Here is a 22,853-nt window from a genome sequence, read left to right as displayed (position 1 = left end):
CAAATGGTTAGCCCGCCCCAGTCGTGCAGCACCGGCACCACCGCTGCCTTGCGCGCAGGCTGCACATGCCGCACAAGGACTTATGCTTAGCTATCAACACATCTATCACGCCGGAAATCTGGCAGACGTTCACAAGCACGGCCTGCTGGCGTGGATGCTGGACTATCTCACGCGCAAGGACAAACCGCTGTCCTATATCGAAACCCACGCGGGGCGCGCCAGCTATGATCTGGACGCCGACGAGGCGCGCAAGACCGGCGAGGCGGCCCAAGGCATCCGCCGCGTGCAGGGCTGGTTCGCGCCCGACCACCCCTTTTCCCGCGTGCTGAACCAGGTCCGCGCCGAGGACGGGCCGCAGGCCTACCCCGGATCGCCGATGATCGCCGCGCGCCTGCTGCGCCCCACCGACACCATCCATCTGGCCGAACTGCACCCGCGCGAACACAGCGCATTGGACTATGCGATGTCGCCCTATCCCGTCACCTGCCACCAGCGCGACGGCTTTGACATGGCGCACAGCCTGCTGCCCCCCACCCCGCGCCGCGGGATGCTGCTGATTGATCCGTCCTACGAGATCAAGGACGACTATGACGACATCCCCAAACATATCGCCAAATTCACCCGCGCGTGGAACGTGGGCATCGTGGCGCTGTGGTATCCGGTGCTGACCTCGGCCCTGCATGTGCCCATGCTGAAAACCCTGTCGAAAACCTATCCCGACGCCCTGCGCGCCGAGGTCCGCTTTCCCCCTGCGCGCCCGGGTCATGGCATGATCGGCTCGGGGCTTTTCGTGATAAATCCACCCTTCGGTCTGGACGCCGAGGCAAAACGGCTGAAAGATCGTTTCGACACACTGACCTAAGGACAAGACAATGGCCGCCAAAGGATACTGGATCGCACACAACGTGGTGCATGACGCCGACGCCTACAAGAAATACCAGGCCGCCAACGCCGCCCCCTTCGCCGAATATGGCGCGCGTTTCGTCGTGCGCGGCGGCCAGCAGACCAACCCCGAAGGCACATGGAACAGCCGCACCGTGGTGATCGAATTCCCCAGCTATGCCGACGCGGTCGCCTGCTATGAAAGCGACGCCTACAAGGCCGCCTATGACCTGCGCAAAGACATCTCCGAGGGCAATCTGGTGATCGTCGAAGGCTATGCCCCCTAAGGGGACAACCCCGTGGTGCGGTGCCTGCGCCGCACTGTTTTTCGCACACGCTGCTGCGGCCTGCGATACGCCCGTTTGCGTCGTGTCCCCCGCATCTCTGGCGCTGACGCAGATCATCACCTTTGACGACCAACAGGCCAGCTTTGGCCCCGGCCGCCACCTTGATACGGTGCTGGCGCTGAAAGGCGCGCGGTTCGGCGAACGTTTCTCGGGCCAGGGCCTGACCGCAACAGGCCCCCACGACAGCGTCACCGGTGCCGCTTTCGGCCCGCCGCTGGCGGTGGTGGCGGGTGACGCAGGACAAAATCTGGCGCTGGTGCACATGGGTGGCGCGGCCCGGACGGTTCTGGTGGGCTACGGCACGGCAGGCTTTCCCAAACGCGACGCCCAGGGCGAAGGGGCCATCGCCGTGCAATTCGACCGCGACCAGCCGGCGCTGGCCTTTGATCTGCGCGGCGGCGAAGGCGGCACCGCACAGGTGCAATTCCTGCGCCGCGACGGATCGGTGATCACCACCCTGCAACTGGGCCCTCTGGCCGAGGACACCTTCGGATTTGTGCGCAACGACGACACCTCGGACATCGCGGGCTTTGTGCTGACAAATTCTGACGATCAAGGCCTTGCTTTGGACAATTTACGCTTTGGTCCGCCGCCCGATCTGGGCTAGGGTTGCACCATGTTTGATCGCCTTTTTCCCCGCCGTCCCCGTGACCAGAAACCGCTGCCCGAACCTGACGCGCAACTGGCGCTGGGGGCGTTGCTGGTGCGCGTCGCCCTGGCCGACCGCAGCTATACGGTCGAAGAGGTCAGCCAGATCGACCGCATCCTGCAAGCGACCTTCGGGCTGAAACCGCTGGCTGCCGCGAAACTGCGCGCCTCGTGCGAGGCATTGGAACGGCATGCGCCGGGCACCGAAGAATTCGCCCGCATCCTGCGCCAGGAGGTCGGCTATGACGACCGCCGGTCGCTGGCCATGTCCATGTGGAAGGTCGTGCTGGCCGACGGACGCCGCAAAGCATCCGAAGAGCTTTCGCTGCACCAGATCGAGGCGGCCCTTGGCATCACCGACGCCGACAGCGCCGTGATTCAGGCCGAAGCCACGGGTGCCGCCCCCGGACATTAAAAACCGGTCATCAAACTGTGCATTGGCCTCGGGCGCGGCACCGCCTATATCACGTCCATGTTTGCTGATTTTCTCAAACGGCTGACCCAGCCGGAGCCCGCCCAACTGCCCGACACCGACGCGCGCCTTGCGCTGACCGCACTGCTGGTGCGGATCGCCCGGTCTGATGGCACCTATGACACCGGCGAAGCGGCCACCATCGACAGCGTGGTCGGCGCCCGCTACGGGCTGACACCCGATGCAGCCACCGCCCTGCGCCGCGATGCAGAGGCACTGGAATCAGAGGCCCCGGACACCGTTCGCTTCACCCGCGCGATCAAGGATGCCGTGCCCTACGAACATCGTCTGGGCGTGATCGAGGCGATGTGGACCGTGGTTCTGGCCGACGGCGAACGCGCGCAGGAAGAAGACGCCGTGCTGCGGCTGGCCGCGAACCTGCTGGGCGTCACCGACCGCGACAGCGCCATCGCCCGCCAACAGGTCACGAACAGCTAGGCGCGCCTGCCCGACGACCGGGCGGGGCCTTGTCCCACCCTCACCGGACAGGCTTTCTTTTGGCCCCAAATATCCCGGGGGTGGCGCGCCAGCGCCGGGGGCAGCGCCCCCGAACCACCGCCGCCACAACCGCCTTCTTTCGCGGCATATGCCTGTTGCCTTGGCGTCAACCACCCCCGACAGATCACTTTGACTGTAAATCCAAGTTGCAAACCGCCTAAAATTTGTCCCTTATACCCTCTAACCTGTCACCCAAGCCCAAAAGGCCTGCTCTTGTCCGACACCTCGCCTGTCATCGAAATTCGGAACCTGCACAAAGCCTATGGCGCGCTTGAAGTGTTGAAAGGCGTGGATATTTCCGCGCCGCGCGGCAATGTGATCAGTTTGATCGGCTCGTCCGGCTCCGGAAAATCCACATTGCTGCGGTGCTGCAACCTGTTGGAAGACAGCCAGCAAGGCGAGGTTCTGTTCAAGGGCGAACCGGTCACATGGCGCGGCACCGGCCACGGCCGCCGCCCCGGCGATGCGGGTCAGGTTTTGCGCATCCGCACCAATCTGAGTATGGTGTTCCAGCAGTTTAACCTGTGGGCGCACATGACGATTCTGCAAAACGTCATGGAAGCGCCGGTAACGGTCCTGAAGCGCGATCACAAAGAGGTCGAGAGCGCCGCCCGCGCCTATCTGGACAAGGTCGGCATCGGCGACAAATGCGACGCCTATCCTGCGCAACTGTCCGGCGGCCAGCAACAGCGCGCCGCCATCGCGCGCGCACTTTGCATGGAGCCCGAGGCGCTGCTGTTCGACGAGCCCACCAGCGCGCTCGACCCCGAGCTGGAGCAGGAAGTTGTCAAGGTCATCAAGGATCTGGCCGCCGAAGGCCGCACCATGATGATCGTGACCCACGATATGAAACTGGCCGCTGACGTGTCGGATCACGTGGTGTTCCTGCATCAGGGCCTGATCGAAGAACAAGGGCCGCCCGACACGCTGTTCGGCGCGCCCTCATCCGAACGACTGCGCGGGTTCTTGTCTGCGACAACCCACGCTGCGTAAACAAAAAAACCAAACGGGAGTTAATCATGAAAAAGATCATCCTTGCATCCGCCGCACTGGCCGTTAGCGCCACCTTTGCGCTGGCCGCCGGTCACGAAAAGACCATCCGCATGGGCACCGAAGGCGCCTACCCTCCGTATAACTTCATCAACGACGCCGGCGAAGTCGACGGGTTCGAGCGCGAGCTGGGCGACGAGCTGTGCAAGCGTGCCGAGCTGACGTGTGAATGGGTCAAGAACGACTGGGACAGCATCATCCCCAACCTGGTGTCGGGCAACTACGACACCATCATGGCGGGCATGAGCATCACCGACGAACGTGACGAAGTCATCGACTTTACCCAGGACTACTTCCCCCCCACCGCATCGGCCTATGTCGCCGCAGCCGAGGGTGTGGACGTGAAAGAGGCCATCGTGGCCGCACAGACCGCCACCATTCAGGCGGGTTACATTGCCGAAAGCGGTGCGACACTGGTTGAATTCGCAACCCCCGAAGAAACCGTCGCCGCCGTGCGCAACGGTGAAGCGGACGCGGTGTTCGCCGACCGTGACTATCTGGTGCCATTGGTCGAAGCGTCGGGCGGCGAACTGGTGTTCGTTGGCGAAGAAGTGGCCCTGGGCGGCGGCATCGGCATGGGTCTGCGCGAAAGCGACACCGAGCTGAAAGACAAGTTCGACGCCGTCATCACCGAGATGAAAGGGGACGGTTCGCTGAACACCCTTCTGAAAAAGTGGTTCGGCGACGACACCGCGACCTATTGATAAAGCATCAGGGCGGGCTTGGCCCCGCCCTGAACACCCATGTTTTCATATTGCGCTGATCCATCGACACTGGGCGGACTGACCTGGCTCTCCTGTTTTCTGACAACAGGGGTGCATCTGTCGTTCTACCTGTCCTTCTTCAAGGTGCTGGGGCTGTTGGCCGTCACCGCCCCCGTGGCGCTGGCCTTTGGCTTTCTGGGGGCCATGGCCGCCCGCGCCAGCTTTGCCCCTGTCTCGTGGCTGGGCAAAGGATACATCGCCGTTGTGCGCGGCGTGCCGGACATTGCGTTTTTCCTGTTCTTCGTGATCGCGCTGGACCAGTTGTTTGAATACACCCGCCACCGCATCCTGTGCCCCGATTGGGACCAGCCGGTGCGTCAGGGCAACGATTTCATCGTGTGCCAGGCGGCCAAGCTGCCCTTGGGCAGCAGCCCCGAGTGGATGCACGAAACCTATGCCTTTGGCCTTGCGGTCATCACCTTTGCCATCGTGTTCGGCGCTTTTGCCGCCAACGTGCTGTTCGGCGCCATGCGCGCCGTGCCCCGCGCGCAACTGGAAACCGGCGAAGCTTATGGCATGACCCAACGCCAGACCTTCTGGCGCATCCTTGTGCCGCAAATGTGGGTCTTTGCCCTGCCCGGCCTGTCGAACCTGTGGATGGTGCTGATCAAGGCCACGCCACTGCTGTTCCTGCTGGGCATCGAAGACATCGTCTATTGGGCACGCGAACTGGGCGGCACCAAGACGTCGAAATTCACCAGCTACCCGCACGGCGACTGGCGCATGTGGTACTTCCTTGCTTTGCTTATTTTCTACCTGCTGATGACCAAAGTGTCAGAAACCCTGCTGGGCCGTCTGATGGCACGGCTGACGCGCGGACAGGCCACCGCCGGCGGCGAAGCCCAAAGGAAAGCGGCATGAGCTGTATCGACACCATCCAGTCCTATGCCTTTCGCTCGCTGGGTTTTGGCGAACGGCTGCTGCCCCGGTCCGACTTTACCTTGTGTGAACAGGTCACGCTGATCGGCTCGGGCATGATCTGGAACGCCTATTTCGGCATCTGCGCCCTGCTGACGGGTTTCTTCTTTGCCACAGCCCTTGCCGTGGCCAAGGCGTCGCCCCGTGCCTCACTGCGCAAACCGGCGGAATGGTTCATTTTCCTGTTCCGTGGCTCGCCGCTGTTCATCCAGTTCTTCTTTGCCTACTTTCTGTTTTTGTCGCTCAAAAGCAGCTATCCGTTCTTCAGCAACTTCACAGCCGCGTGGCTGGGGGCGCTGATCGTGCTGTTCCTGAACACCGCCGCCTACTCGGCCGAGATCTTTTACGGCGCGCTGCAATCCATCCCCAAGGGCGATACCGAAGCCGCCGACGCCTATGGCATGTCAGGCTGGCCACGGTTCCGACGCATCATCTGGCCCACCATGCTGCGGCTGGCCTGGCCTGCGTACACCAACGAGGCGATCTTTTTGTTTCACGCCACGACGCTGGTGTTCTTCAGCGGCTTTCCCGCATGGCAACAACGCGGCGACGCCCTGTATTACGCCAGCTATTTCGCGGACAAAACGTTCAACCCCTTCGTGCCCTACCCGATCCTCGCGGGCTATTTCATCCTGCTGACGTTGGTGATTGTCAGCCTGTTCGGGCTGGTAAACCGGCACCTGAACCGGCACCTGCCTGCGAACACGCGGCCACGGCTGAAAATTCGGATGAATTTGATCAGATAATGGTGCCCCGAAATTGATCGGATAAGGGGTTTTTGACGGCCCGCGCAAACTTTTGATCAAATTAAATAGACTTTGCACCCCGCGCAGGGATATTCATGGGTCGAATAAAACGAGAGCATCCCATGGACGACTGGCTGAAATCCAACCCCGACATCCGCGCCATCCGCGTCGCGGCATCTGATCTGAACGGACAACCCCGCGGCAAACGTGTGCCTGTGCGCTTTGCTGACAAGGTGATCGAAGACGGAACGCGCTTTCCACTGTCGGTGATGAACCTTGATATCTGGGGCGAAGATATCGACGACAGCCCGTTGGTGATGGAAAGCGGCGACCGCGACGGCGTGCTGAAACCCACCGACCGCGGGTTCGTGCGGATGCCGTGGCTGGACACGCCCACCGGCCTGATGCCGATCTGGATGTTCCACGAGGATGGCCGCCCCTTCGAGGGCGATCCGCGTCATGCGTTGGCGGCCGTTCAGCAACGGTTCACCGATCTGGAACTGACCCCCGTGGTGGCCGTTGAACTGGAATTCTTCCTGATCGACGATTCGGGCCGTGACCTGCGCGTTCCCATCTCGCCCCGCTCGGGCAAGCGGCGTGTGGCGGGTGAAATCCTAAGCCTGCGGGCGCTGGACCAGTTCGACCAGTTCTTTACCGAACTCTATGACGCCTGCGATTCGATGGACATTCCCGCCGACACGGCGATTTCCGAGGCCGGTCTGGGCCAGTTCGAGATCAACATGATGCACCAACCCGACGCGCTGAAAGCGGCGGATGATGCGTGGTTGTTCAAGATGCTGGTCAAAGGCCTGGCGCGCAAACACGGCTTTGCCGCGTCGTTCATGGCCAAACCCTACGAGGATTACGCAGGCTCGGGCCTGCACATGCATTTCTCGGTGCTGGACAAGGACGGCAAGAACATCTTTGACGACGGCACCGAACTGGGATCGGACGCGCTGCGCCATGCCATTCAGGGCTGCCTTGCGGCGATGCCCGGCTCGACGCTGATCTTTGCGCCGCATCACAACAGCTTTGACCGTCTGGTGCCGGGCGCACATGCGCCCACCGGCGTGGCATGGGCCTATGAAAACCGCACGGCAGCCATCCGCGTTCCCTCAGGGTCACCGGTTGCGCGGCGGATCGAACACCGTCAGGCAGGTGGCGACGTGAACCCCTATCTGTCGGTCGCCGCCGTTCTGGGTGCGGCGCTGAACGGGCTGGAAGACAAGATCGCACCACCCGCGCCGATCACCGGAAACGGCTATGATCAGGACCTGCCACAGGTGCCCGAAAACTGGACAAAGGCGATCGACGTCTTTGAAACCAGCCCCGAGATCGCGCGCATCTTTGCCCCCGGGCTGATCCGAAACTTTACCATGACCAAGCGCCAGGAAGCCAAATACATGGAAGAGCTGACCCCAGAAGAGCGGGTCGAAGTTTATCTCGATACCGTGTAGGCTGCACACCAACGCAGGGCGGCTGCCGTCGCCTTGCGGAAAATTTGATCAAATCAGGTGACTCATGAAGATCGGCATTCTGCAAACCGGCCACGCCGCAGCGGAAGTATACAAAGACCACGGCGACTATGACGCGATGTTCCACCGCTTGCTTGGGGGGCACGATCTGGAGTTCGTGACCTTCGACGTGGTGGACATGAAATTTCCCGACAGCATCCAGGACGCCGACGGTTGGCTGATCACCGGATCGAAACACGGCGCCTACGAAGACCTGCCCTTTATCCCCCCGCTGGAAGCGTTCATTCGCCAGATCCGCGACGCGGGCCAACCGCTGATCGGGGTCTGCTTTGGCCACCAGATCATCGCGCAGGCCTTGGGCGGCAAGGTGGTGAAATACGATGGCGGCTGGTCCGTGGGGCGCACCGAATACGACCTGCACGGGGCCAGAATGGCGCTGAACGCGTGGCATCAGGATCAGGTGGTCGAAGTGCCCCCCGGTGCCCGCGTCGTGGGTGCCAGCGACTTTTGCGCCACTGCGGCGCTGCTCTATGGCGACAGCATCTGGACGATCCAGCCGCACCCCGAGTTCGACAGCGGCGTTGTCGACGGGTTGATCCGCTATCGCGGCCCCGGCGTGGTGCCCGACGCGCAACTGCAAGACGCCGCCACCCACCTGAAGGACGCAGACAACAGTTCAGACATCGGCACGTTCATGGCCGAATTTTTCAAGAAAGAGAGAGCATAATGGCCAACGATAGCTGGTTGGAAAGCCTTCCCGAAGCCGCGCAGGCCTATCTTGAGGGGCGGCGACTGGACGAAGTGGAATGTATCGTTTCAGACCTGCCCGGCATTGCCCGCGGCAAGGCCGTGCCTGCCTCGAAATTCATGCGGCAGGATTATTTCCACCTGCCTGACAGCATCTTTTTCCAGACCATCACCGGTGACTGGGGCGAAGCGGCGGGGGCCGACGGGTTCATCGAACGCGACATGATCCTGCGCCCCGACATGGACACGGCCACCGCTGCGCCGTGGACCGGCGACTGGACGTTGCAAGTGATCCACGACGCCTATGACCGCGATGGTGCGCCGGTGCCGTTCAGCCCGCGCAACGTGCTGCGCCGCGTGGTGCAACTGTACCGCGACAAGGGATGGGAGCCGGTCGTGGCCCCCGAGATGGAATTCTACCTGGTGGCGCGCAACATCGACCCCGCCAAGGAAATCGAGCCGATGATGGGCCGGTCGGGCCGCCCTGCCGCCGCGCGGCAGGCCTATTCGATGACCGCCGTCGACGAGTTTGGCCCCGTGATCGACGACATCTATGACTTTGCCGAGGCCCAAGGGTTCGAGATCGACGGCATCACCCAAGAGGGCGGCGCGGGCCAGTTGGAGATCAACCTGCGCCACGGCGACCCGATCAAGCTGGCCGACGAAGTGTTCTATTTCAAACGCCTGATCCGCGAGGCGGCCCTGCGCCACGACTGTTTCGCCACCTTCATGGCCAAACCGATCGCGCAGGAACCCGGTTCGGCCATGCACATCCACCATTCGGTGCTGGACGTGGAAACCGGCGAGAACATCTTTTCCGACGCTGACGGGGCCGAAACGCCCGAGTTTTATCACTTCATCGCCGGGCTGCAAAACCACATGCCCGACGCGCTGGCGGTGATGGCGCCCTATGTGAACAGCTACCGCCGCTACGTCAAAGACCACGCCGCGCCGATCAACCTGGAATGGGGCCGCGACAACCGCACCACGGGCATCCGCGTGCCGCTGTCGTCCCCCGGCGCACGGCGGGTCGAGAACCGCATCGCCGGCATGGACTGCAACCCCTACTTGGGCATCGCGGCCTCGCTGGCCTGCGGTTATCTGGGTCTGGTCGAAGCGACACAGCCCAAGCCCGAGTTCAAGGGCGATGCCTATGAAGGCGAAGGCGACATTCCCCGCGACATGGGCCAGGCGCTGGAAGGGTTCGACGCCGCCGACGCACTGCAAGAGGTGCTGGGCCCGGACTTTGGCCGGGTTTATTCCATCGTGAAACGCGCCGAATACGACGAGTTCCTGCAAGTCATCAGCCCGTGGGAACGCGAGCACCTTTTGCTGAACGCGTGACGATCGTTGCCCCCCGGCCCTCCGGGGGGGATTTTTTGAACCAGAGAAGAGATGCCGCTTCGTGAACCTGCTTTACGCCAATGATGCCTTGGGCGCCTACCCCGACAGTTGGTACGCCGCGACAGCCAACACCCTGCCTGCCTTTGCCCCGCTGAAAGGCGAGACAAAGGCGGACGTCTGCGTGGTGGGCGGCGGTTATACCGGCCTGTCAGCGGCCCTGCATCTGGCCGAAGCGGGGCGCGACGTGGTGCTGATCGACGCGCAGCGCGTGGGCTTTGGCGCGTCGGGGCGCAATGGCGGGCAGTTGGGGTCGGGCCAGCGGGTCGAGCAACCCAAGCTGGAAAAGATGGTCGGGATCGAGGCCGCGCGCAAGCTGTGGGATCTGGGCGAGGATGCGAAACATCTGGTCAAAAGCCTGATCGCAAAGCACCGGATCGACTGCCACCTGAAACCCGGCGTCGCGTGGAGCGCCTCGGACAAGGGCGACGTGGCAGGCTTGCATGACTATGCCGAACACATGGACCGCGTCTACGGCTATCAGATCGAAACCTTTGACGCCGACCGCTTTGCCGCCGAGGTCTGCCCCTCGCCCGACTATTGCGGCGGCATCCTGGACCACGATGCGGCGCATCTGCATCCGCTGAACCTGGCGCTGGGACTGGCGCGGGCCTGCAAGGCGGCGGGCGTGCGGATATTCGAAGGGTCTGCGGCCCAACACATCGACCACGGGGCCAAGGCCACCGTGCGCACCGACGGGGGCCGTGTCGTCGCCGATCACGTGCTGCTGGCCTGCAACGGCTATCTGGGCGGGCTGGAGCGCAAGACGGCTGCACGTGTCATGCCGATCAACAATTTCATCGCGGCCACCGAACCCTTGGGCGCTGCCGCGCAAGAGGTGTTGCGCAAGGACGTGGCGGTGGCCGACAGCCGTTTTGTGGTGAACTACTTCCGGCTGAGCCACGATGGCCGCCTGCTGTTCGGCGGTGGCGAAAGCTATGGCTACAAATTCCCCGCCGACATCTCGGCCAAGGTGCGCGGCCCCATGTCGGTGGTGTTCCCGCATCTGAAAGACGTGCGCATTGACTATGCCTGGGGCGGCACGCTGGGCATCACGATGAAACGCCTGCCCTATCTGGCACGACTGGCGCCCAACATCCTGTCGGCCTCGGGCTATTCCGGTCACGGGCTGGGCACCGCCACCCACGCGGGACAACTGATGGCGCTGGCCGTCGAGGGGCAAGGCGACGGCTTTGACACAATGGCCGCGATCCCGACGACACCCTTTCCCGGCGGCCCTGCGATGCGCACGCCGCTGCTGGCGCTGGCGATGACATGGTATGCGCTGCGCGACCGGCTGGGCGTCTGACGCGCCCTTTCACGCATTCACCCAAAACTGCACAACACCGCCGAAATCTGGTGTCGCGTCACAAAACCGTTTCCTTTTCTGCGTAACTGTTTTACGAAATTGAAAACCGCAGTTAAGGAAATGCAAATATGTCCCTGCCCAACATGCACCACGCCGAACCGATCCCCGAAGCCGCCAAGGCCGAGATTGACCGGCTTTTGCAATCGGGCGACCTGTTCCGTTATACGGCGGCCTCCGACTCTCCGGTGACCCTGCTCGAGGCCGAGTTTGCGCAGATGATGGGCAGCAAATACGCGCTGGCCGTGTCGTCCTGTTCGGCGGCGCTGTTCTTGTCGCTCAGGGCGCTGGACCTGCCCCGTGATGCGCGGGTGCTGATCCCCGGGTTTACCTTTGCCGCTGTCCCCTCTGCCTTGATCCACGCCGATTGCCTGCCGGTGCTGTGCGAAGTGGGCGACAACTATCGCATCGACATGGCGGATTTCGCCGCCAAACTGCCGACCGTCAGCGCCGTGATCGTCAGCCACATGCGCGGACACACGTCGGACATGGACGCAATCATGGGCCTGTGCGACGCCGCAGGCATTCCGGTGATCGAAGACGCGGCCCATTCGCTGGGCACGTTGTGGCATGGCCGCAAGATCGGCACGCTGGGCCGCATCGGCTGCTTCTCGTTCCAGTCCTACAAGATGATCAACGCGGGCGAAGGCGGCATCCTGATCACCGACGACGCCGATCTGGTGGCGCGTGCGGTCATCATGTCCGGCGCGTACGAGCACAACTGGAAGAAACACCCCGTTCTGCAAGACGCCTTTGCCGCGCACCAGAACACCCTGCCCCTGTACAACCTGCGCATGGGCAACCTCAGCGCCGCCGTGATCCGCCCGCAACTGCCCGAACTGGCGCGCCGCGTCACCGACGGGCTGGCGGGCCACGATCATGTTGCAGCGCAGTTGAACACCAGCCCATGGATCGACGTGCCCGCCCCGATGGCCCCCGAAACCCGCGCGCCGGATTCGATCCAGTTCAACGTGCAGGGCGTAACCGATGCGCAAGTGCTGGACTATGTCGCCGCCGCCAAGGCGCAGGGCGTCACCGTTCAGGTGTTTGGCCTAAGCGACGACAACGCGCGTGCCTTCTGGAACTGGAAGTTCATCGCCGACCTGCCCGAACTGCCGCAAACCCGTGCCATGCTGATGCGCGCCTGTGACGTGCGTCTGCCGGTGCATCTGACCCGCGCGGAACTGGACACGGTGGCCGACATCCTGCTGGGTGCCGCCGAAGCTGCCTTTGGCGAGGCGCGCGCTTACGGGACCTGAGATCACCACCACGCTCACGGACCAAAAGAAAGGCGGCCCTAGTGGCCGCCTTTTGCTTTAATGGGATGTCGTTGGTCGGGGTGCCAGTGCATTACTTCAGCTTGGACAGCTTCGCCTGCAACTCGGCCAGTTGTTTCTTGATCGCGTCCAGATCTTCGGCGGGCGCTTCGTCTTCGGTTGCCTCGGACGGGTCCATCTGCGGTGTGGTCGACCAGTTGGTCGGGATGCCGCCAATGCCGCCTGTCATCGCTTTGACAAAGGCCGCCTGCTGCGCCTGCATCGCTTCAAGGCCGGGCATCTTGGCAATCGGGTTCATCGCGCCCATGTTTTCCAACATGCGGCTTTGCCCGCTGCGCAGCATCTCGAACGACGCTTCCAGGAACTGCGGCACGACGCTGGCGTTGCCGCCCATGTAGCTGCGCACCAGATCGTTCAGCACATCCACCGGCAGAACGCTTTCGCCGCGGCTTTCGTGTTCGGCGATGATTTGCAGCAAATATTGCCGCGTCAGGTCGTCGCCGGATTTCAGATCGACGATCTGAACCTCGCGCCCGTCACGGATAAATCCGGAAATATCTTCCAACGTCACATAATCGGACGTTTCGGTATTATACAGCCTGCGGCTTGCGTACCGTTTGATCAGCAATGGCTTGTCTTTGGTCGTCACGGAAAATCCTCCCCAGACTACGTGCTGCAATGCAGCTTAGGGGGCCAAATCGAAAATGGAAAGGAAATCATCGCGCTGCGGGTCGCACACGTCAAACGTGTGCACGCAGATCACCGTTCCAAGGCCCACAGGCATAAAAAAAGGGCGGGTCCCTTTCGGAACCCACCCTGATTTACCGCGAATAACAGGGAGGAAATCGCGCGGTTGTCTGTTGCGAATTACTTCGCTGTCGCTTTTTTCACAGCCGCTTGCGCGTCTGTCGAAGCTTTTTTCATCGCTGTCTGAGCTTCTTCGCTCATGTCTTTGCCAGCGGCCATCATCAGTTCAACTGTTTCCATCTGAACTTTTTTGGCGATCTCGGCGAATGCGGCCATGTTTTCAGCAGCCACTTCAGCAGTGGACGACGCGAAGTCGGTCATCGCTTTGGCGTAATCTGCGGGCTCGGTTTTCGCTTTCGACATTTCTGCCAGCTTGGCCAGCGTTTCCTTGGTCCATTTGTTGGACACTTCGGTCGATTTCTCAGCCGCTTCCAGCGCAACACCGGACAGTTTTTCGTTCAGTGTTGTTGCGGATTTGAATGCATCTTCCATCGAAGCTGTGTCGACGGGGAATGCGCCCATCATGTCTTTGAACATCGCGGTCATATCTTGTGTCTTAGCCATTTTACTTGTCCTTTCGGGTTGCAAAGCGGGGCATCCCCGCATTCGGCGTCTGGTTGCGGGGCATCCCCGCGTTTGGCGTCTGACATCAATATAGATGCTGCACTGCGGCATTGCAAGAAAAATGCTGCGCCGCAGCAAAAAAAGACTGACCTAAGGTAATTCCCTAAAAATATCAGCCCTTTGGCTTGTTCGACACATAGGTTCCGGGGGCCTCGCACAGCACTGGGTGCGTAGAATCACCCGGAATACGTGCAGAAATCATCTTGCCCGACCGCTTCTTCAACCATACGCCCCAGCGTGGCCACCACGACCCTTCGTGGAACTGCGCGCCGTCCAGCCAACTGGCGTGATCGCCCGACAGGTCGGTGTTGGTGTAATGGCCGTACTTCTTTTTCGAGGGCGGATTGACGATCCCCGCGATATGTCCCGACTGCGTCATGACAAAGGTCTTTTGCTTGGACCCCATCTGTTGCACGCCGCGAAAGCTGTCTTTCCACGGGGCGATGTGATCTGTCTCGCAGGCGATGGCGCAGACAGGCAGCTCTAGATCGGCCAGCGACAGCTTGTGCCCCAGCAGCTCCATCTCGCCGCGGGCAAGGCGGTCTTCCTGACACAGGCCGCGCAGATATTGCATGGCCATCTTGGCGGGCAGGTTCGTGCCGTCACCGTTCCAGAACAAAAGATCAAACGCAGGGGGCGTTTCGCCCATCATGTAGCTTCGGATTGCAGGTGCGTAGACCAGATCGTTGGACCGCAGAAACGAAAACGTCCGCGCCATGATGACCGACGGCAATACGCCCTTGTCCTCGACCTCGGCCGCGATGCCGTCGATAAAGTCGTTGGTCAGGAAGGGCGCAAATTCGCCCTGTTCGCTGAAATCGGTCAACGCGGTAAAGAACGTGGCGGATTTCACCGAACTGTCGCCGCGCTGCTTGAGGATCGACAGGGTCATCGACAGGGTCGTACCCGCAATACAATACCCCACCGCATTGACCTGCTTCTGGCCGGTGATCTTCTTCACCTCTTCTATGGCGGTGATATACCCCTCTTCCACATACTCCTCGAGCCCGACCTCGCGGTAGGACGCGTCGGGGTTCACCCACGACACGATGAACAGCGTATAGCCTTGGTCGACGATCCATTTGACCAGCGAATTCTGCGCCTTCAGATCCAGAATGTAGAACTTGTTGATCCAGGGCGGAAAGATGATCAGCGGCGTGGCGTGCACCTCGTCCGTGGTGGGGGTGTACTGGATCACCTCCATCATGCGGTTGCGAAACACCACCTTGCCCGGCGACGTGGCAATGTTGTTGCCAATGTCAAAGGCCTGTTCATCGGCCAGTTTGACCACCAGCTCGCCATTGTTGGTTTCCAGATCCTTGATCAGGTTCTCCAGCCCGTCAATCAGGCTTTGGCCTTCGGTCGCCACGGCCTTTTCCAGCGCGTCGGGGTTGGTGGCCAGAAAATTGGTCGGGCTCATCAGATCGACGATCTGGCGGGTGAAATAGCCCAGCCGCCGCTTCTCGGCGGGGTCCATATCCTCGACATTGTTCACAGCCTCAAGCAGTGCTGCCGAATTGATCTGGTACTGTTGTTTGACGTAATTGAAATAAGGGTGATGGCTCCACATCGGGTTGGCAAAGCGCCGGTCCGTCGGGCCGGTGTCCTCGGGGGCCGACATGCCCCCCTGCGTCAACGCCTTCTGCGCCTCGACAAAATGGGCCATCGTCTTCGACCAATAGCCCATCTGCTGTTCGATCAGTTTGGCCGGATTATGGATGGCATCCTGCCAATAGGCGGTCGCAGCCTTGCCAAACAGCTCTTGATTCGGGCCATCTAACGCAGCGTTATGTGTGCTGCGCTGCGTCATGACACGCGTCAGGCGTTCGCGCAGTTCGTCCACTTTGGAAAGGTTTTCTGTCAATTTATCGAGAGTTTCACCCGACATTTCACCAGATACTGTGTCTTTTGTTGTCATAGTGAAACGAACCTCGTACTTTGCAGTTGCAGCATTATGTAGTATCGTACCCTTTATTACGTCGCCGACTTCGGGGAGGCTATGCGACGACTGCGCCGGGCACACCCGGCAGAAACAGGAGACCCGAAATGCGTAACATGGCCACATATGATCTGATGGAGACAATCAGAACGACGAATCAATGGCTTGGCGCTTCGGCCCTTGCGATGGGATCATACCCTGCCTTCTCCATGATCCCAAACCCTGCATTCGAATGGATGCGCGCATGGGGCGAAGTCACCGAGCGCAGTTTCCAGCGCATGGTTGTCAAACCCGACTGGAACATCCCGCACTTCACCGCCAAAGACGGCAAGGACCACATCGTGTCGGTCACAAAGGTTGTCGAAGACAGCTTTGGCGACCTGATCCACTTTGACGTGGCAGGCCACAGCGATGACAAACCCACCGTGCTGCTGGTTGCCCCCATGTCGGGCCACTATGCCACGCTGCTGCGCAAAACCGTGATTTCGCTGTTGCCCGACTGTGATGTCTATATCACCGACTGGCACAACGCCCGCGACATCCCTGTCAGCGCCGGCAAGTTCGACATCGAAGATTACACGCTGTACCTTGTGAACTTCATGAAACATCTGGGGCCGGACACCCACGTGATCGCGGTGTGCCAGCCTGCCCCGCTGACACTGGCTGCAACCGCCTATCTGGCCGAAGAAGAACCCGAAGCCCAACCGCGCAGCCTGACACTGATCGGCGGCCCGATTGATCCGGGCGCTGCGGCGACCGAGGTGACCGACTTTGGCCACAGCGTCACCATGGGCCAGCTTGAAAAGGCGATGATCCAGCGCGTCGGGTTCAAGTTTGCCGGGGTCGGCCGGAACGTCTATCCGGGCCTGTTGCAACTGTCGTCGTTCATCTCGATGAATGCGGACAAACACGCCAAGGCGTTCAACGACCAGATCTCGCGCGCCGCACGCGGCGAAGCGTCTGACCACGACAAGCACAACGAATTCTACGACGAATACCTTGCCGTGATGGATATGACCGCAGAATTCTACCTGTCCACGGTCGAACGCATCTTCCAGAACCACGAGATTGCCAAGAACGAATTCGTGGTCGCGGGCCGTCAGGTCGACATCGGCAAGATCACCACGGTGGCCGTAAAAACCGTCGAAGGCGGCGAGGACGACATCACCGCCCCCGGCCAGTGCATCGCGGCGCTGGACCTGTGCACCGGCCTGCCGGACGAAAAGAAAGCCAGCCACGTGGAACCCCGCGCCGGTCACTACGGCATCTTCGCGGGCAGCAGCTGGCGCAACAACATCCGCCCGATGGTGCTGGAGTTCATCAAGAAGAACAGCGGCACCGATGCGCCTGCCAAGGCAGCAGCGAACACCACGCAAAAGCCGGATGGAACACCCAAGGCACTGCGCAAGAACGGAACGACCGACCAACCGGTTTGACACCTCTCTGACATATCGCAACAATCCGACAAAGCGCCCCGCCGATAACACCGGCGGGGCGCTTTTCATTTTACATTGTCGTTTTTGTTGAAATTGTCGCTTTTACACTATTTCATGGACCATGACGAAAGAGCGCGATGACCGCGTTCGAAGCGGCCCCGCCCTATTCTGGCGCACCGCTTTAAACTACTCACCACAAAAGATGAGAGTTTCATGAAAGTTTCCAAAACCATCCATCCCGCCGCACGTGACTATGCCGCCGAAGTGTCCGCGGGCACCTTGTCGCGTCGCGAATTCATGACACGCGCCACCGCATTGGGTGTCAGCGCCAGCGCCGCCTATGGGTTGCTGGGTCTGTCCAAGCCGGCCCATGCCGCCGCCCACGCCCAGTCGGGTGGCACGCTGCGCATCGAATCCTCGGTCAAGGCGCTGAAAGATCCGCGCACCTATGACTGGCCGCAGATGTCGAACTTTACCCGTGGCTATCTGGAATATCTGGTCGAATACCAGATCGACGGCAGCTTCAAACCGGCCCTGCTGGAAAGCTGGGAGGTCAACGACGACGCCACCGAATACACGCTGAAGGTCCGCCCCGGCGTGACCTGGAGCAACGGCGACGCCTTTACCGCCGAGGACGTGGCGTTCAACATCGCCCGCTGGTGCGAGAAAAGCGTCGAGGGCAATTCGATGGCCTCGCGCATGTCGTCGCTGGTGGACGAAGAAACCGGCACGGCCCGAGAGGGGGCGATCACCGTGGCCGATGAAAACACCGTGGTTCTGACACCGGCCAAGCCTGACATCACCCTGATTGCAGGCTTTTCCGACTACCCCGCCGCCATCGTGCACCAGTCGTTCAACGGCGACCCGCTGGACAACCCCATCGGCACCGGCCCCTACCTGCCCGAGGAATTCGAGGTTGGCAACCGCGCGGTTCTGGTCAAGAACACCGACCACCAGTGGTGGGGCGAAGGCGCCTATCTGGACCGCATCGAATATCTGGACTTTGGCACCGATCAGGCCAGCATCGTGGCCGCTGTCGACGCGGACGAGGTTGACATGATCTATGAAAGCATCGGCGAGTTCATCCCGATCCTGGACGACATCGGCTGGAACAAATCCGAAGCCGTCACCGCCAACACCGTGGTGATCCGCGCCAATCAAGAGGCCGAGATTGACGGCAAAAAGCCCTATGCCGACGCCCGCGTGCGCCGCGCGCTGGCCATGGCCATCGACAACAGCGTGCTGCTGGAGCTGGGGTTTGCGGGCAACGGGCGCGTGGCCGAAAACCACCATGTGTCGCCGATCCATCCCGAATACGCCGAACTGCCCGCCCCCGTCTTTGACCCCGCCGCCGCCAAGGCGCTGATGGAAGAAGCAGGTATGGGCGATTTCGAACACGAGCTGATTTCGATCGACGACACATGGCGCAAGGACACCACCGACGCCGCCGCCGCCATGCTGCGCGACGCCGGTATCAACGTGAAACGCACGATCCTGCCCGGCTCGACCTTCTGGAACGACTGGCTGAAATATCCGCTGTCGTCCACCGACTGGGCGCAGCGGCCCTTGGGTGTGCAGGTTCTGGCACTGGCCTACCGCTCGGGCGAGGCATGGAACGAAACCGCGTTTTCCAACGCCGAATTCGACAGCCTGCTGAGCGACGCGCTGGCGATTGCCGATGCGGACCAGCGCCGCGAGGTGATGGCCAAGATCGAAAAGATCATGCAGGACGAAGGGGTGATCGTGCAGCCTTACTGGCGTTCGATCTACCGCCATCACAAGCCCGAGGTGATCGGTGCGGAAATGCACCCGACGTTTGAAATTCACGTCGCCAAACTGGGTTACGCGGCTTAAGTCCCGTGCCAAGGGGTCCGATCCGGTGGCGGGTCGGACCCCTTTAGCTGCGCAGAACCAGCGGCTGTTTCATCCACTCTTTCAGCGCCTCGGTGGTGTCTTCGGGCTGTTCCAGCGTTGGCATATGGCCCGAGCTTTCCAGGACCACCAGCTTGGCATAGGGGATCAGTTCCGCGATGAAGTTGTGGTGCTTGACCGCCATTTCCGCGTCATGGGCTCCGCACAGCACCAGCGTCGGAACCTTGCATTTGCGCAAGGTGCTTTGCTGGTCACGGCGCCGTTGCATTGCGCGCGACTGGCGCACGAATACATCCGCACCCAGATCGCGCGCCATATAGCTCATCAACGATCTCGCCGTCGCACTCCACTCTGTCCGCGCAAGATCTTGGGTTCGGGCAATCGAAGGCATCGCTTCGCGCATCCGACCACTGCGCGCAGCCACTATCTGCGCTTCGCGGTCTGCTGCGATTTGCGGTGTTTCCGCCAGCGCATTCGTCGAAATCAGCGCAAGGCGGGTCACACGGTCAGGCGCACGGCGCAGGATTTCCATTGCGACCATCGCGCCAAATCCCAGTCCCGCAAGGGCAAAGCGCGCGGGGAGCTGATCCAGCAGGTTCGATGCAATCTCTTCGATCCGTTCGCCTTGGGTCACCGGCGCGAAGGTCACACAAATGTCGTTGGAAAAGGCCGCTATCTGATCGTGGAATACGCGTGCATCGCACATCATTCCGGGGATAAGGACCAAGGGTTCGGCCATGCCTGTCTCGCGCTTTTTGCTGCTGCGTTTGTCCGGCACCATGTCGTATGCGCGCGTCTGTCACAAGTGTTAACCCTTGCGGGGGGCAAGCACCTGCCTAAGGCAACTCCAACCCGCGATAGCTGGGAAAATCCGCATAGCGCGCATGCCTTGCCTCCTGCCCCTCCTCAGGCGCATCCCCTGCCCGCAACAGCATCCCCCGTGGCGCGATATAGCTTGAGATGGTGCGCAGCGGTGTGGGCCGCCAGTCCAGATTGAACGCGCACAGCTTGGGAAAGAACCAGATCGCGGAATAGGGCAGATGGTCGTGCAGCCACCACGCCAGATCGCGCCAGTCGCGCCCCTGCGCATAGCGGTCGGAAAACCACGGGATCGCCAGCGAGGTGCCCGCAATGGCATCCGCGCCCCCGGCCCGGTCCCAGATGTGGCATTCCATCGGGTTGTCGTTGCGCGCACAGTTCAGCGCGTTTTCGTTGCCAAAGCGGTTCAGCTCAGGCGACCGATAGCCCGACCGGATCGCCAGACGGCCAAAGGTTTCGGTCAGCGGGTCCAGCAGTTCGGTGCACAGCATCCGCCCGTTGGCGATGGCAAGGTCGGGATCGACGGGCACATTGGGAATGCCGTGCAGGCTGCCGATCTCGGAATACAGAAAATCGCGCATGTAGAAATGTTTCGACAGCCTGACGCGCCCCAGCTCTTCCAGCCCGCGCATACTGCGCGGCGGGCGCATCAGGCGGCCCCGTTCCACTGAAATGCGCCGTCCGGTCCCAGCGGCGCAAAGGGGTTGTGCGCCACCTCCCAGATGTGGCCCTCGGGGTCGGCGAAATATCCGATATGCCCGCCCCAGAACACGTCATGCGCGGGCTTCAGAATGCGCGCGCCCGCCGCCTCGGCGCGGGCCAGCAGCGGGGCCACCTCGTCCTTGGCGCGCACGTTATAGGACAGCGTCATCGCCCCGCGCCCCAGTTCGCCCTCGGGCAACCCAAGATCACGCGCCAGATCGGCCAGCGGGTACAGGCCCAGCGTCTGCCCGATCAGGTCAAAGGCAACGACCCCGTCGGGGCTGTCCACCGCCTGCCAGCCCAGCGCCGTGTAAAACGCCGCCTGCGCCGTCATATCGTGCACCCCAAGGGTGATCAGGCTGATCCGCTGTTCCATCATTCAATCTCCTTCAACCATCCCAGAATGCCCGCGACCATCATATCCGTCTGGCCGGGCGACATGATAGCCCCCGCGACCACATGGGCGGCGGGGTCATCGCCCGGTTGCAGATCGGGATAGGCGCGGGTCGCCACGGTGCCCCAGTCGGCCCCCCACTGACGGCGGATACGGTCGGTGGCCTCGGCCTGCACCACTTGATCGTTGTCGGAATACCAGAACAAGGCAGGCGTCAGGAACAGCCCGTGGTCCAGCGCGTTCACCGCCTTGATCAGCGCGCCCATCGGCAGGGTGGCGACAGAGGGATAGGACGTGGTCCAATATTTCGCCTGCCCGTCATTGCGCGGGGCAAAGCGGATGGTGTCGCCGGCGATCCATGGTGCCCATGTGCGCGCGGCAGGCCACGTCAGGATGCGGGCAAAGGGGTTGTTGATGCCATAGTTGGGCGAGACAAGGACCACCGCCGCGACGTTGTCCATATGCACCGGGCTGTTCACCGCCGCCGTGATCACCGTGGCTCCGGTCGACGTACCGATCAGCAGCACCTTGTCACCCAGCGCCCGCGCGGCGGCCAGCCCTTCGGCCATGTCGGCCATCCAGCCCGCAACGGTGCCCTCGGCCATCGCGGCAGGCCCGCGCCCGTGACCTTGCAGACGGGTGTAGATCAGGTTCGCGCCCAGCGCCTGCGCCACGCGGTCGGGCACGGGGCGGATTTCTTCGGACGTTGCGGAAAAGCCGTGCACATAGAGCACCGACCATTCGGTCCTGGCCTCGGGCTCACCCGCCCAGATCACCCGCTTTTCGGTGCCCGGCGTGATGTCATCAAAGCGCGCCTCGGTGCGGGCGAAATGGGCCGCGACACCGTTGTCGAACTGCGCCGTGTCGAAATACATGTCCAGCGGTGCCGGTTCGCGCGGGCCAAAGGCCACCAGTGCGGCCACCGCCACCAGCAGCCCCACAAACACCCAGCCCAGCGCGCGCGCCATCAGACCGCCGCCGCGATGACATCGGTCACCGCCTGTTCGATCAGCCCCAGGCACGGCCCATCGGAAAAACGGTGGTCGGCGTCCTTGACCAGCAGCAGCCGCATGTCGGGGCTGTCGGCGTGGTTCAGCAGGCGCACGGCGGTTTCGGTGCTGACGGCGCTGTCGGCGGTGCCTTGCAGGCAGCGCACGGCAAAGGGCAACGGCAGCGGATCGCGCAGCACCAGACGGGTGCGCCCGTCGTCGACCATCCGTTTGGTGATGATGTACGGCTCCATATAGTCCGACGGCATGGCAATCTGCCCGTCACGCTCCAGAGCCGCCTTTTGCGCGTCGGTGAAGTGCGCCCAATATCCGTCCTCGGTGAAATCCGGTGCCGCCGCGATGGTCACCAGCCCCGCGACCCGTTCGGGGTGCGCGCGGCAGAACAGCAGCGATTGCCAGCCGCCCATGGACGACCCTACGGGGATCACCTTGCCCGTCGTCAGCGTGGTGATCGCCGCCGCCGTGTCCTCGGCCCAGTCGCCGATGCAGCCTTCCTCGAATGTCCCGCTGCTTTGACCGTGGCCGGAATAGTCGAACCGCAGGAACGCACGACCTTGGGCAGCACACCATGCTTCCAGATGCACCGCCTTGGTGCCTTCCATATCGGATTTAAGCCCGCCCAGAAACACCACGCAAGGGCCGTCCCCCGCCGTCAGATGATAGGCGATGCGACGCCCTTGTAGCGTTTCCAGATACTGCGGGTCGGACATGTGCGGCTC

Annotated in this window: 24 protein-coding genes; 16 read left to right on the top strand and 8 right to left on the bottom strand. The window is 61.9% G+C overall.

The window, feature by feature from the left end; genetic code table 11:
* Positions 1 to 82 precede the first annotated feature (82 nt).
* The 14 genes from rlmJ to AAC077_RS00380 all read left to right on the top strand — a co-directional run bounded on the left by rlmJ (position 83) and on the right by AAC077_RS00380 (position 12,573).
* The gene (gene rlmJ / locus AAC077_RS00445; RefSeq protein ID WP_339765760.1) at positions 83 to 862 is read left to right on the top strand and encodes a 23S rRNA (adenine(2030)-N(6))-methyltransferase RlmJ; all 780 of its coding nucleotides are present in this window, start codon (positions 83 to 85) and stop codon (positions 860 to 862) included.
* Positions 863 to 872: 10 nt separating this feature from the next.
* The gene (locus tag AAC077_RS00440) at positions 873 to 1,169 is read left to right on the top strand and encodes a DUF1330 domain-containing protein (protein WP_339765758.1); all 297 of its coding nucleotides are present in this window, start codon (positions 873 to 875) and stop codon (positions 1,167 to 1,169) included.
* A gap of 82 nt (positions 1,170 to 1,251) precedes the next feature.
* Positions 1,252 to 1,836: a hypothetical protein gene (locus AAC077_RS00435; RefSeq protein WP_339765756.1), complete on the top strand. Its 585-nt coding sequence runs from the start codon at positions 1,252 to 1,254 to the stop codon at positions 1,834 to 1,836.
* 9 nt (positions 1,837 to 1,845) lie between these two features.
* Positions 1,846 to 2,292, top strand: coding sequence for a TerB family tellurite resistance protein (locus AAC077_RS00430; RefSeq protein ID WP_339765754.1), 447 nt, complete (start codon positions 1,846 to 1,848; stop codon positions 2,290 to 2,292).
* 57 nt (positions 2,293 to 2,349) lie between these two features.
* A complete protein-coding gene (locus AAC077_RS00425) occupies positions 2,350 to 2,787 on the top strand; it encodes a TerB family tellurite resistance protein (RefSeq protein ID WP_339765752.1) in 438 nt (145 codons plus the stop codon).
* A gap of 273 nt (positions 2,788 to 3,060) precedes the next feature.
* Positions 3,061 to 3,840: an amino acid ABC transporter ATP-binding protein gene (locus AAC077_RS00420; RefSeq protein WP_339765750.1), complete on the top strand. Its 780-nt coding sequence runs from the start codon at positions 3,061 to 3,063 to the stop codon at positions 3,838 to 3,840.
* 26 nt (positions 3,841 to 3,866) lie between these two features.
* The gene (locus AAC077_RS00415; protein ID WP_339765748.1) at positions 3,867 to 4,601 is read left to right on the top strand and encodes a transporter substrate-binding domain-containing protein; all 735 of its coding nucleotides are present in this window, start codon (positions 3,867 to 3,869) and stop codon (positions 4,599 to 4,601) included.
* Positions 4,602 to 4,640: 39 nt separating this feature from the next.
* On the top strand, positions 4,641 to 5,522 hold the full coding sequence (locus AAC077_RS00410) for an ABC transporter permease subunit (protein ID WP_339765746.1): 882 nt from the start codon (positions 4,641 to 4,643) through the stop codon (positions 5,520 to 5,522).
* Positions 5,519 to 6,325, top strand: a complete 807-nt coding sequence (locus AAC077_RS00405; protein WP_339765744.1) for an ABC transporter permease subunit — start codon at positions 5,519 to 5,521, stop codon at positions 6,323 to 6,325. Before AAC077_RS00410 ends, AAC077_RS00405 begins: the two co-directional genes overlap by 4 nt.
* Positions 6,326 to 6,447: 122 nt before the next feature.
* On the top strand, positions 6,448 to 7,782 hold the full coding sequence (locus tag AAC077_RS00400) for a glutamine synthetase family protein (RefSeq protein ID WP_339767897.1): 1,335 nt from the start codon (positions 6,448 to 6,450) through the stop codon (positions 7,780 to 7,782).
* Positions 7,783 to 7,846: 64 nt separating this feature from the next.
* Positions 7,847 to 8,527 (top strand): type 1 glutamine amidotransferase, encoded by a 681-nt coding sequence (locus AAC077_RS00395; protein ID WP_339765742.1) that lies wholly within the window; start codon positions 7,847 to 7,849, stop codon positions 8,525 to 8,527.
* Positions 8,527 to 9,891, top strand: a complete 1,365-nt coding sequence (locus tag AAC077_RS00390; protein WP_339765740.1) for a glutamine synthetase family protein — start codon at positions 8,527 to 8,529, stop codon at positions 9,889 to 9,891. Before AAC077_RS00395 ends, AAC077_RS00390 begins: the two co-directional genes overlap by 1 nt.
* A gap of 61 nt (positions 9,892 to 9,952) precedes the next feature.
* Positions 9,953 to 11,257, top strand: coding sequence for an FAD-binding oxidoreductase (locus tag AAC077_RS00385; RefSeq protein ID WP_339765738.1), 1,305 nt, complete (start codon positions 9,953 to 9,955; stop codon positions 11,255 to 11,257).
* 128 nt (positions 11,258 to 11,385) lie between these two features.
* Positions 11,386 to 12,573: an aminotransferase class I/II-fold pyridoxal phosphate-dependent enzyme gene (locus AAC077_RS00380; protein WP_339765736.1), complete on the top strand. Its 1,188-nt coding sequence runs from the start codon at positions 11,386 to 11,388 to the stop codon at positions 12,571 to 12,573.
* A 91-nt stretch (positions 12,574 to 12,664) separates the two neighbouring features.
* Here the strand turns inward: AAC077_RS00380 and phaR are convergent, their stop codons facing one another.
* From phaR to phaC, 3 genes are all read right to left on the bottom strand, one after another.
* Positions 12,665 to 13,240: a polyhydroxyalkanoate synthesis repressor PhaR gene (phaR, locus tag AAC077_RS00375; RefSeq protein WP_339765734.1), complete on the bottom strand. Its 576-nt coding sequence runs from the start codon at positions 13,238 to 13,240 to the stop codon at positions 12,665 to 12,667.
* A gap of 218 nt (positions 13,241 to 13,458) precedes the next feature.
* Positions 13,459 to 13,902 carry a phasin family protein gene (locus AAC077_RS00370; protein WP_339765732.1) on the bottom strand — a complete coding sequence of 148 codons (444 nt, stop codon included), beginning with the start codon at positions 13,900 to 13,902 and terminating at the stop codon, positions 13,459 to 13,461.
* Between the two features lie 172 nt (positions 13,903 to 14,074).
* Complete coding sequence (gene phaC, locus AAC077_RS00365) at positions 14,075 to 15,880, bottom strand: class I poly(R)-hydroxyalkanoic acid synthase (RefSeq protein ID WP_339765730.1); 1,806 nt, start codon at positions 15,878 to 15,880, stop codon at positions 14,075 to 14,077.
* A 128-nt stretch (positions 15,881 to 16,008) separates the two neighbouring features.
* Between phaC and phaZ the strand changes: the two genes are divergently transcribed.
* Positions 16,009 to 17,337 carry a polyhydroxyalkanoate depolymerase gene (gene phaZ / locus AAC077_RS00360; protein WP_339765728.1) on the top strand — a complete coding sequence of 443 codons (1,329 nt, stop codon included), beginning with the start codon at positions 16,009 to 16,011 and terminating at the stop codon, positions 17,335 to 17,337.
* A gap of 213 nt (positions 17,338 to 17,550) precedes the next feature.
* Positions 17,551 to 19,191 carry an ABC transporter substrate-binding protein gene (locus tag AAC077_RS00355; protein WP_339765726.1) on the top strand — a complete coding sequence of 547 codons (1,641 nt, stop codon included), beginning with the start codon at positions 17,551 to 17,553 and terminating at the stop codon, positions 19,189 to 19,191.
* Between the two features lie 43 nt (positions 19,192 to 19,234).
* Here AAC077_RS00355 and AAC077_RS00350 read toward each other — a convergent pair whose 3' ends face one another.
* The 5 genes from AAC077_RS00350 to AAC077_RS00330 all read right to left on the bottom strand — a co-directional run bounded on the left by AAC077_RS00350 (position 19,235) and on the right by AAC077_RS00330 (position 22,844).
* Positions 19,235 to 19,948 (bottom strand): alpha/beta hydrolase, encoded by a 714-nt coding sequence (locus AAC077_RS00350; RefSeq protein ID WP_339765724.1) that lies wholly within the window; start codon positions 19,946 to 19,948, stop codon positions 19,235 to 19,237.
* Between the two features lie 97 nt (positions 19,949 to 20,045).
* The gene (locus tag AAC077_RS00345) at positions 20,046 to 20,660 is read right to left on the bottom strand and encodes a hypothetical protein (RefSeq protein WP_339767895.1); all 615 of its coding nucleotides are present in this window, start codon (positions 20,658 to 20,660) and stop codon (positions 20,046 to 20,048) included.
* A 17-nt stretch (positions 20,661 to 20,677) separates the two neighbouring features.
* Entirely contained in the window at positions 20,678 to 21,106 is a 429-nt protein-coding gene (locus tag AAC077_RS00340; protein WP_339767893.1) for a VOC family protein, read from the bottom strand.
* Positions 21,106 to 22,092: an alpha/beta fold hydrolase gene (locus AAC077_RS00335; RefSeq protein ID WP_339765723.1), complete on the bottom strand. Its 987-nt coding sequence runs from the start codon at positions 22,090 to 22,092 to the stop codon at positions 21,106 to 21,108. The genes AAC077_RS00340 and AAC077_RS00335 overlap by 1 nt, the downstream gene beginning before the upstream one ends.
* The gene (locus AAC077_RS00330) at positions 22,092 to 22,844 is read right to left on the bottom strand and encodes an alpha/beta hydrolase (protein ID WP_339765721.1); all 753 of its coding nucleotides are present in this window, start codon (positions 22,842 to 22,844) and stop codon (positions 22,092 to 22,094) included. Before AAC077_RS00330 ends, AAC077_RS00335 begins: the two co-directional genes overlap by 1 nt.
* Positions 22,845 to 22,853: the final 9 nt, after the last annotated feature.

It is taken from the genome of uncultured Pseudosulfitobacter sp., assembly GCF_963976325.1.
Taxonomy (GTDB): domain Bacteria; phylum Pseudomonadota; class Alphaproteobacteria; order Rhodobacterales; family Rhodobacteraceae; genus Pseudosulfitobacter.
Note: the sequence above shows the minus strand (reverse complement) of the source record. Positions and strands in the feature narration are given on the sequence as shown.

Bases quoted from the DNA above. Each gene is read 5' to 3' on its own strand.
- phaC (WP_339765730.1), bottom strand. From the start codon at position 15,880: ATGACAACAAAAGACACAGTATCTGGTGAAATGTCGGGTGAAACTCTC.
- AAC077_RS00350 (WP_339765724.1), bottom strand. From the start codon at position 19,948: ATGGCCGAACCCTTGGTCCTTATCCCCGGAATGATGTGCGATGCACGC.
- AAC077_RS00370 (WP_339765732.1), bottom strand. From the start codon at position 13,902: ATGGCTAAGACACAAGATATGACCGCGATGTTCAAAGACATGATGGGC.
- AAC077_RS00415 (WP_339765748.1), top strand. From the start codon at position 3,867: ATGAAAAAGATCATCCTTGCATCCGCCGCACTGGCCGTTAGCGCCACC.
- AAC077_RS00340 (WP_339767893.1), bottom strand. From the start codon at position 21,106: ATGGAACAGCGGATCAGCCTGATCACCCTTGGGGTGCACGATATGACG.
- AAC077_RS00410 (WP_339765746.1), top strand. From the start codon at position 4,641: ATGTTTTCATATTGCGCTGATCCATCGACACTGGGCGGACTGACCTGG.
- AAC077_RS00400 (WP_339767897.1), top strand. From the start codon at position 6,448: ATGGACGACTGGCTGAAATCCAACCCCGACATCCGCGCCATCCGCGTC.
- AAC077_RS00330 (WP_339765721.1), bottom strand. From the start codon at position 22,844: ATGTCCGACCCGCAGTATCTGGAAACGCTACAAGGGCGTCGCATCGCC.
- phaZ (WP_339765728.1), top strand. From the start codon at position 16,009: ATGCGTAACATGGCCACATATGATCTGATGGAGACAATCAGAACGACG.
- AAC077_RS00335 (WP_339765723.1), bottom strand. From the start codon at position 22,092: ATGGCGCGCGCGCTGGGCTGGGTGTTTGTGGGGCTGCTGGTGGCGGTG.
- AAC077_RS00440 (WP_339765758.1), top strand. From the start codon at position 873: ATGGCCGCCAAAGGATACTGGATCGCACACAACGTGGTGCATGACGCC.
- AAC077_RS00355 (WP_339765726.1), top strand. From the start codon at position 17,551: ATGAAAGTTTCCAAAACCATCCATCCCGCCGCACGTGACTATGCCGCC.
- AAC077_RS00395 (WP_339765742.1), top strand. From the start codon at position 7,847: ATGAAGATCGGCATTCTGCAAACCGGCCACGCCGCAGCGGAAGTATAC.
- rlmJ (WP_339765760.1), top strand. From the start codon at position 83: ATGCTTAGCTATCAACACATCTATCACGCCGGAAATCTGGCAGACGTT.
- AAC077_RS00405 (WP_339765744.1), top strand. From the start codon at position 5,519: ATGAGCTGTATCGACACCATCCAGTCCTATGCCTTTCGCTCGCTGGGT.
- AAC077_RS00425 (WP_339765752.1), top strand. From the start codon at position 2,350: ATGTTTGCTGATTTTCTCAAACGGCTGACCCAGCCGGAGCCCGCCCAA.
- AAC077_RS00345 (WP_339767895.1), bottom strand. From the start codon at position 20,660: ATGCGCGGGCTGGAAGAGCTGGGGCGCGTCAGGCTGTCGAAACATTTC.
- AAC077_RS00380 (WP_339765736.1), top strand. From the start codon at position 11,386: ATGTCCCTGCCCAACATGCACCACGCCGAACCGATCCCCGAAGCCGCC.
- AAC077_RS00390 (WP_339765740.1), top strand. From the start codon at position 8,527: ATGGCCAACGATAGCTGGTTGGAAAGCCTTCCCGAAGCCGCGCAGGCC.
- AAC077_RS00430 (WP_339765754.1), top strand. From the start codon at position 1,846: ATGTTTGATCGCCTTTTTCCCCGCCGTCCCCGTGACCAGAAACCGCTG.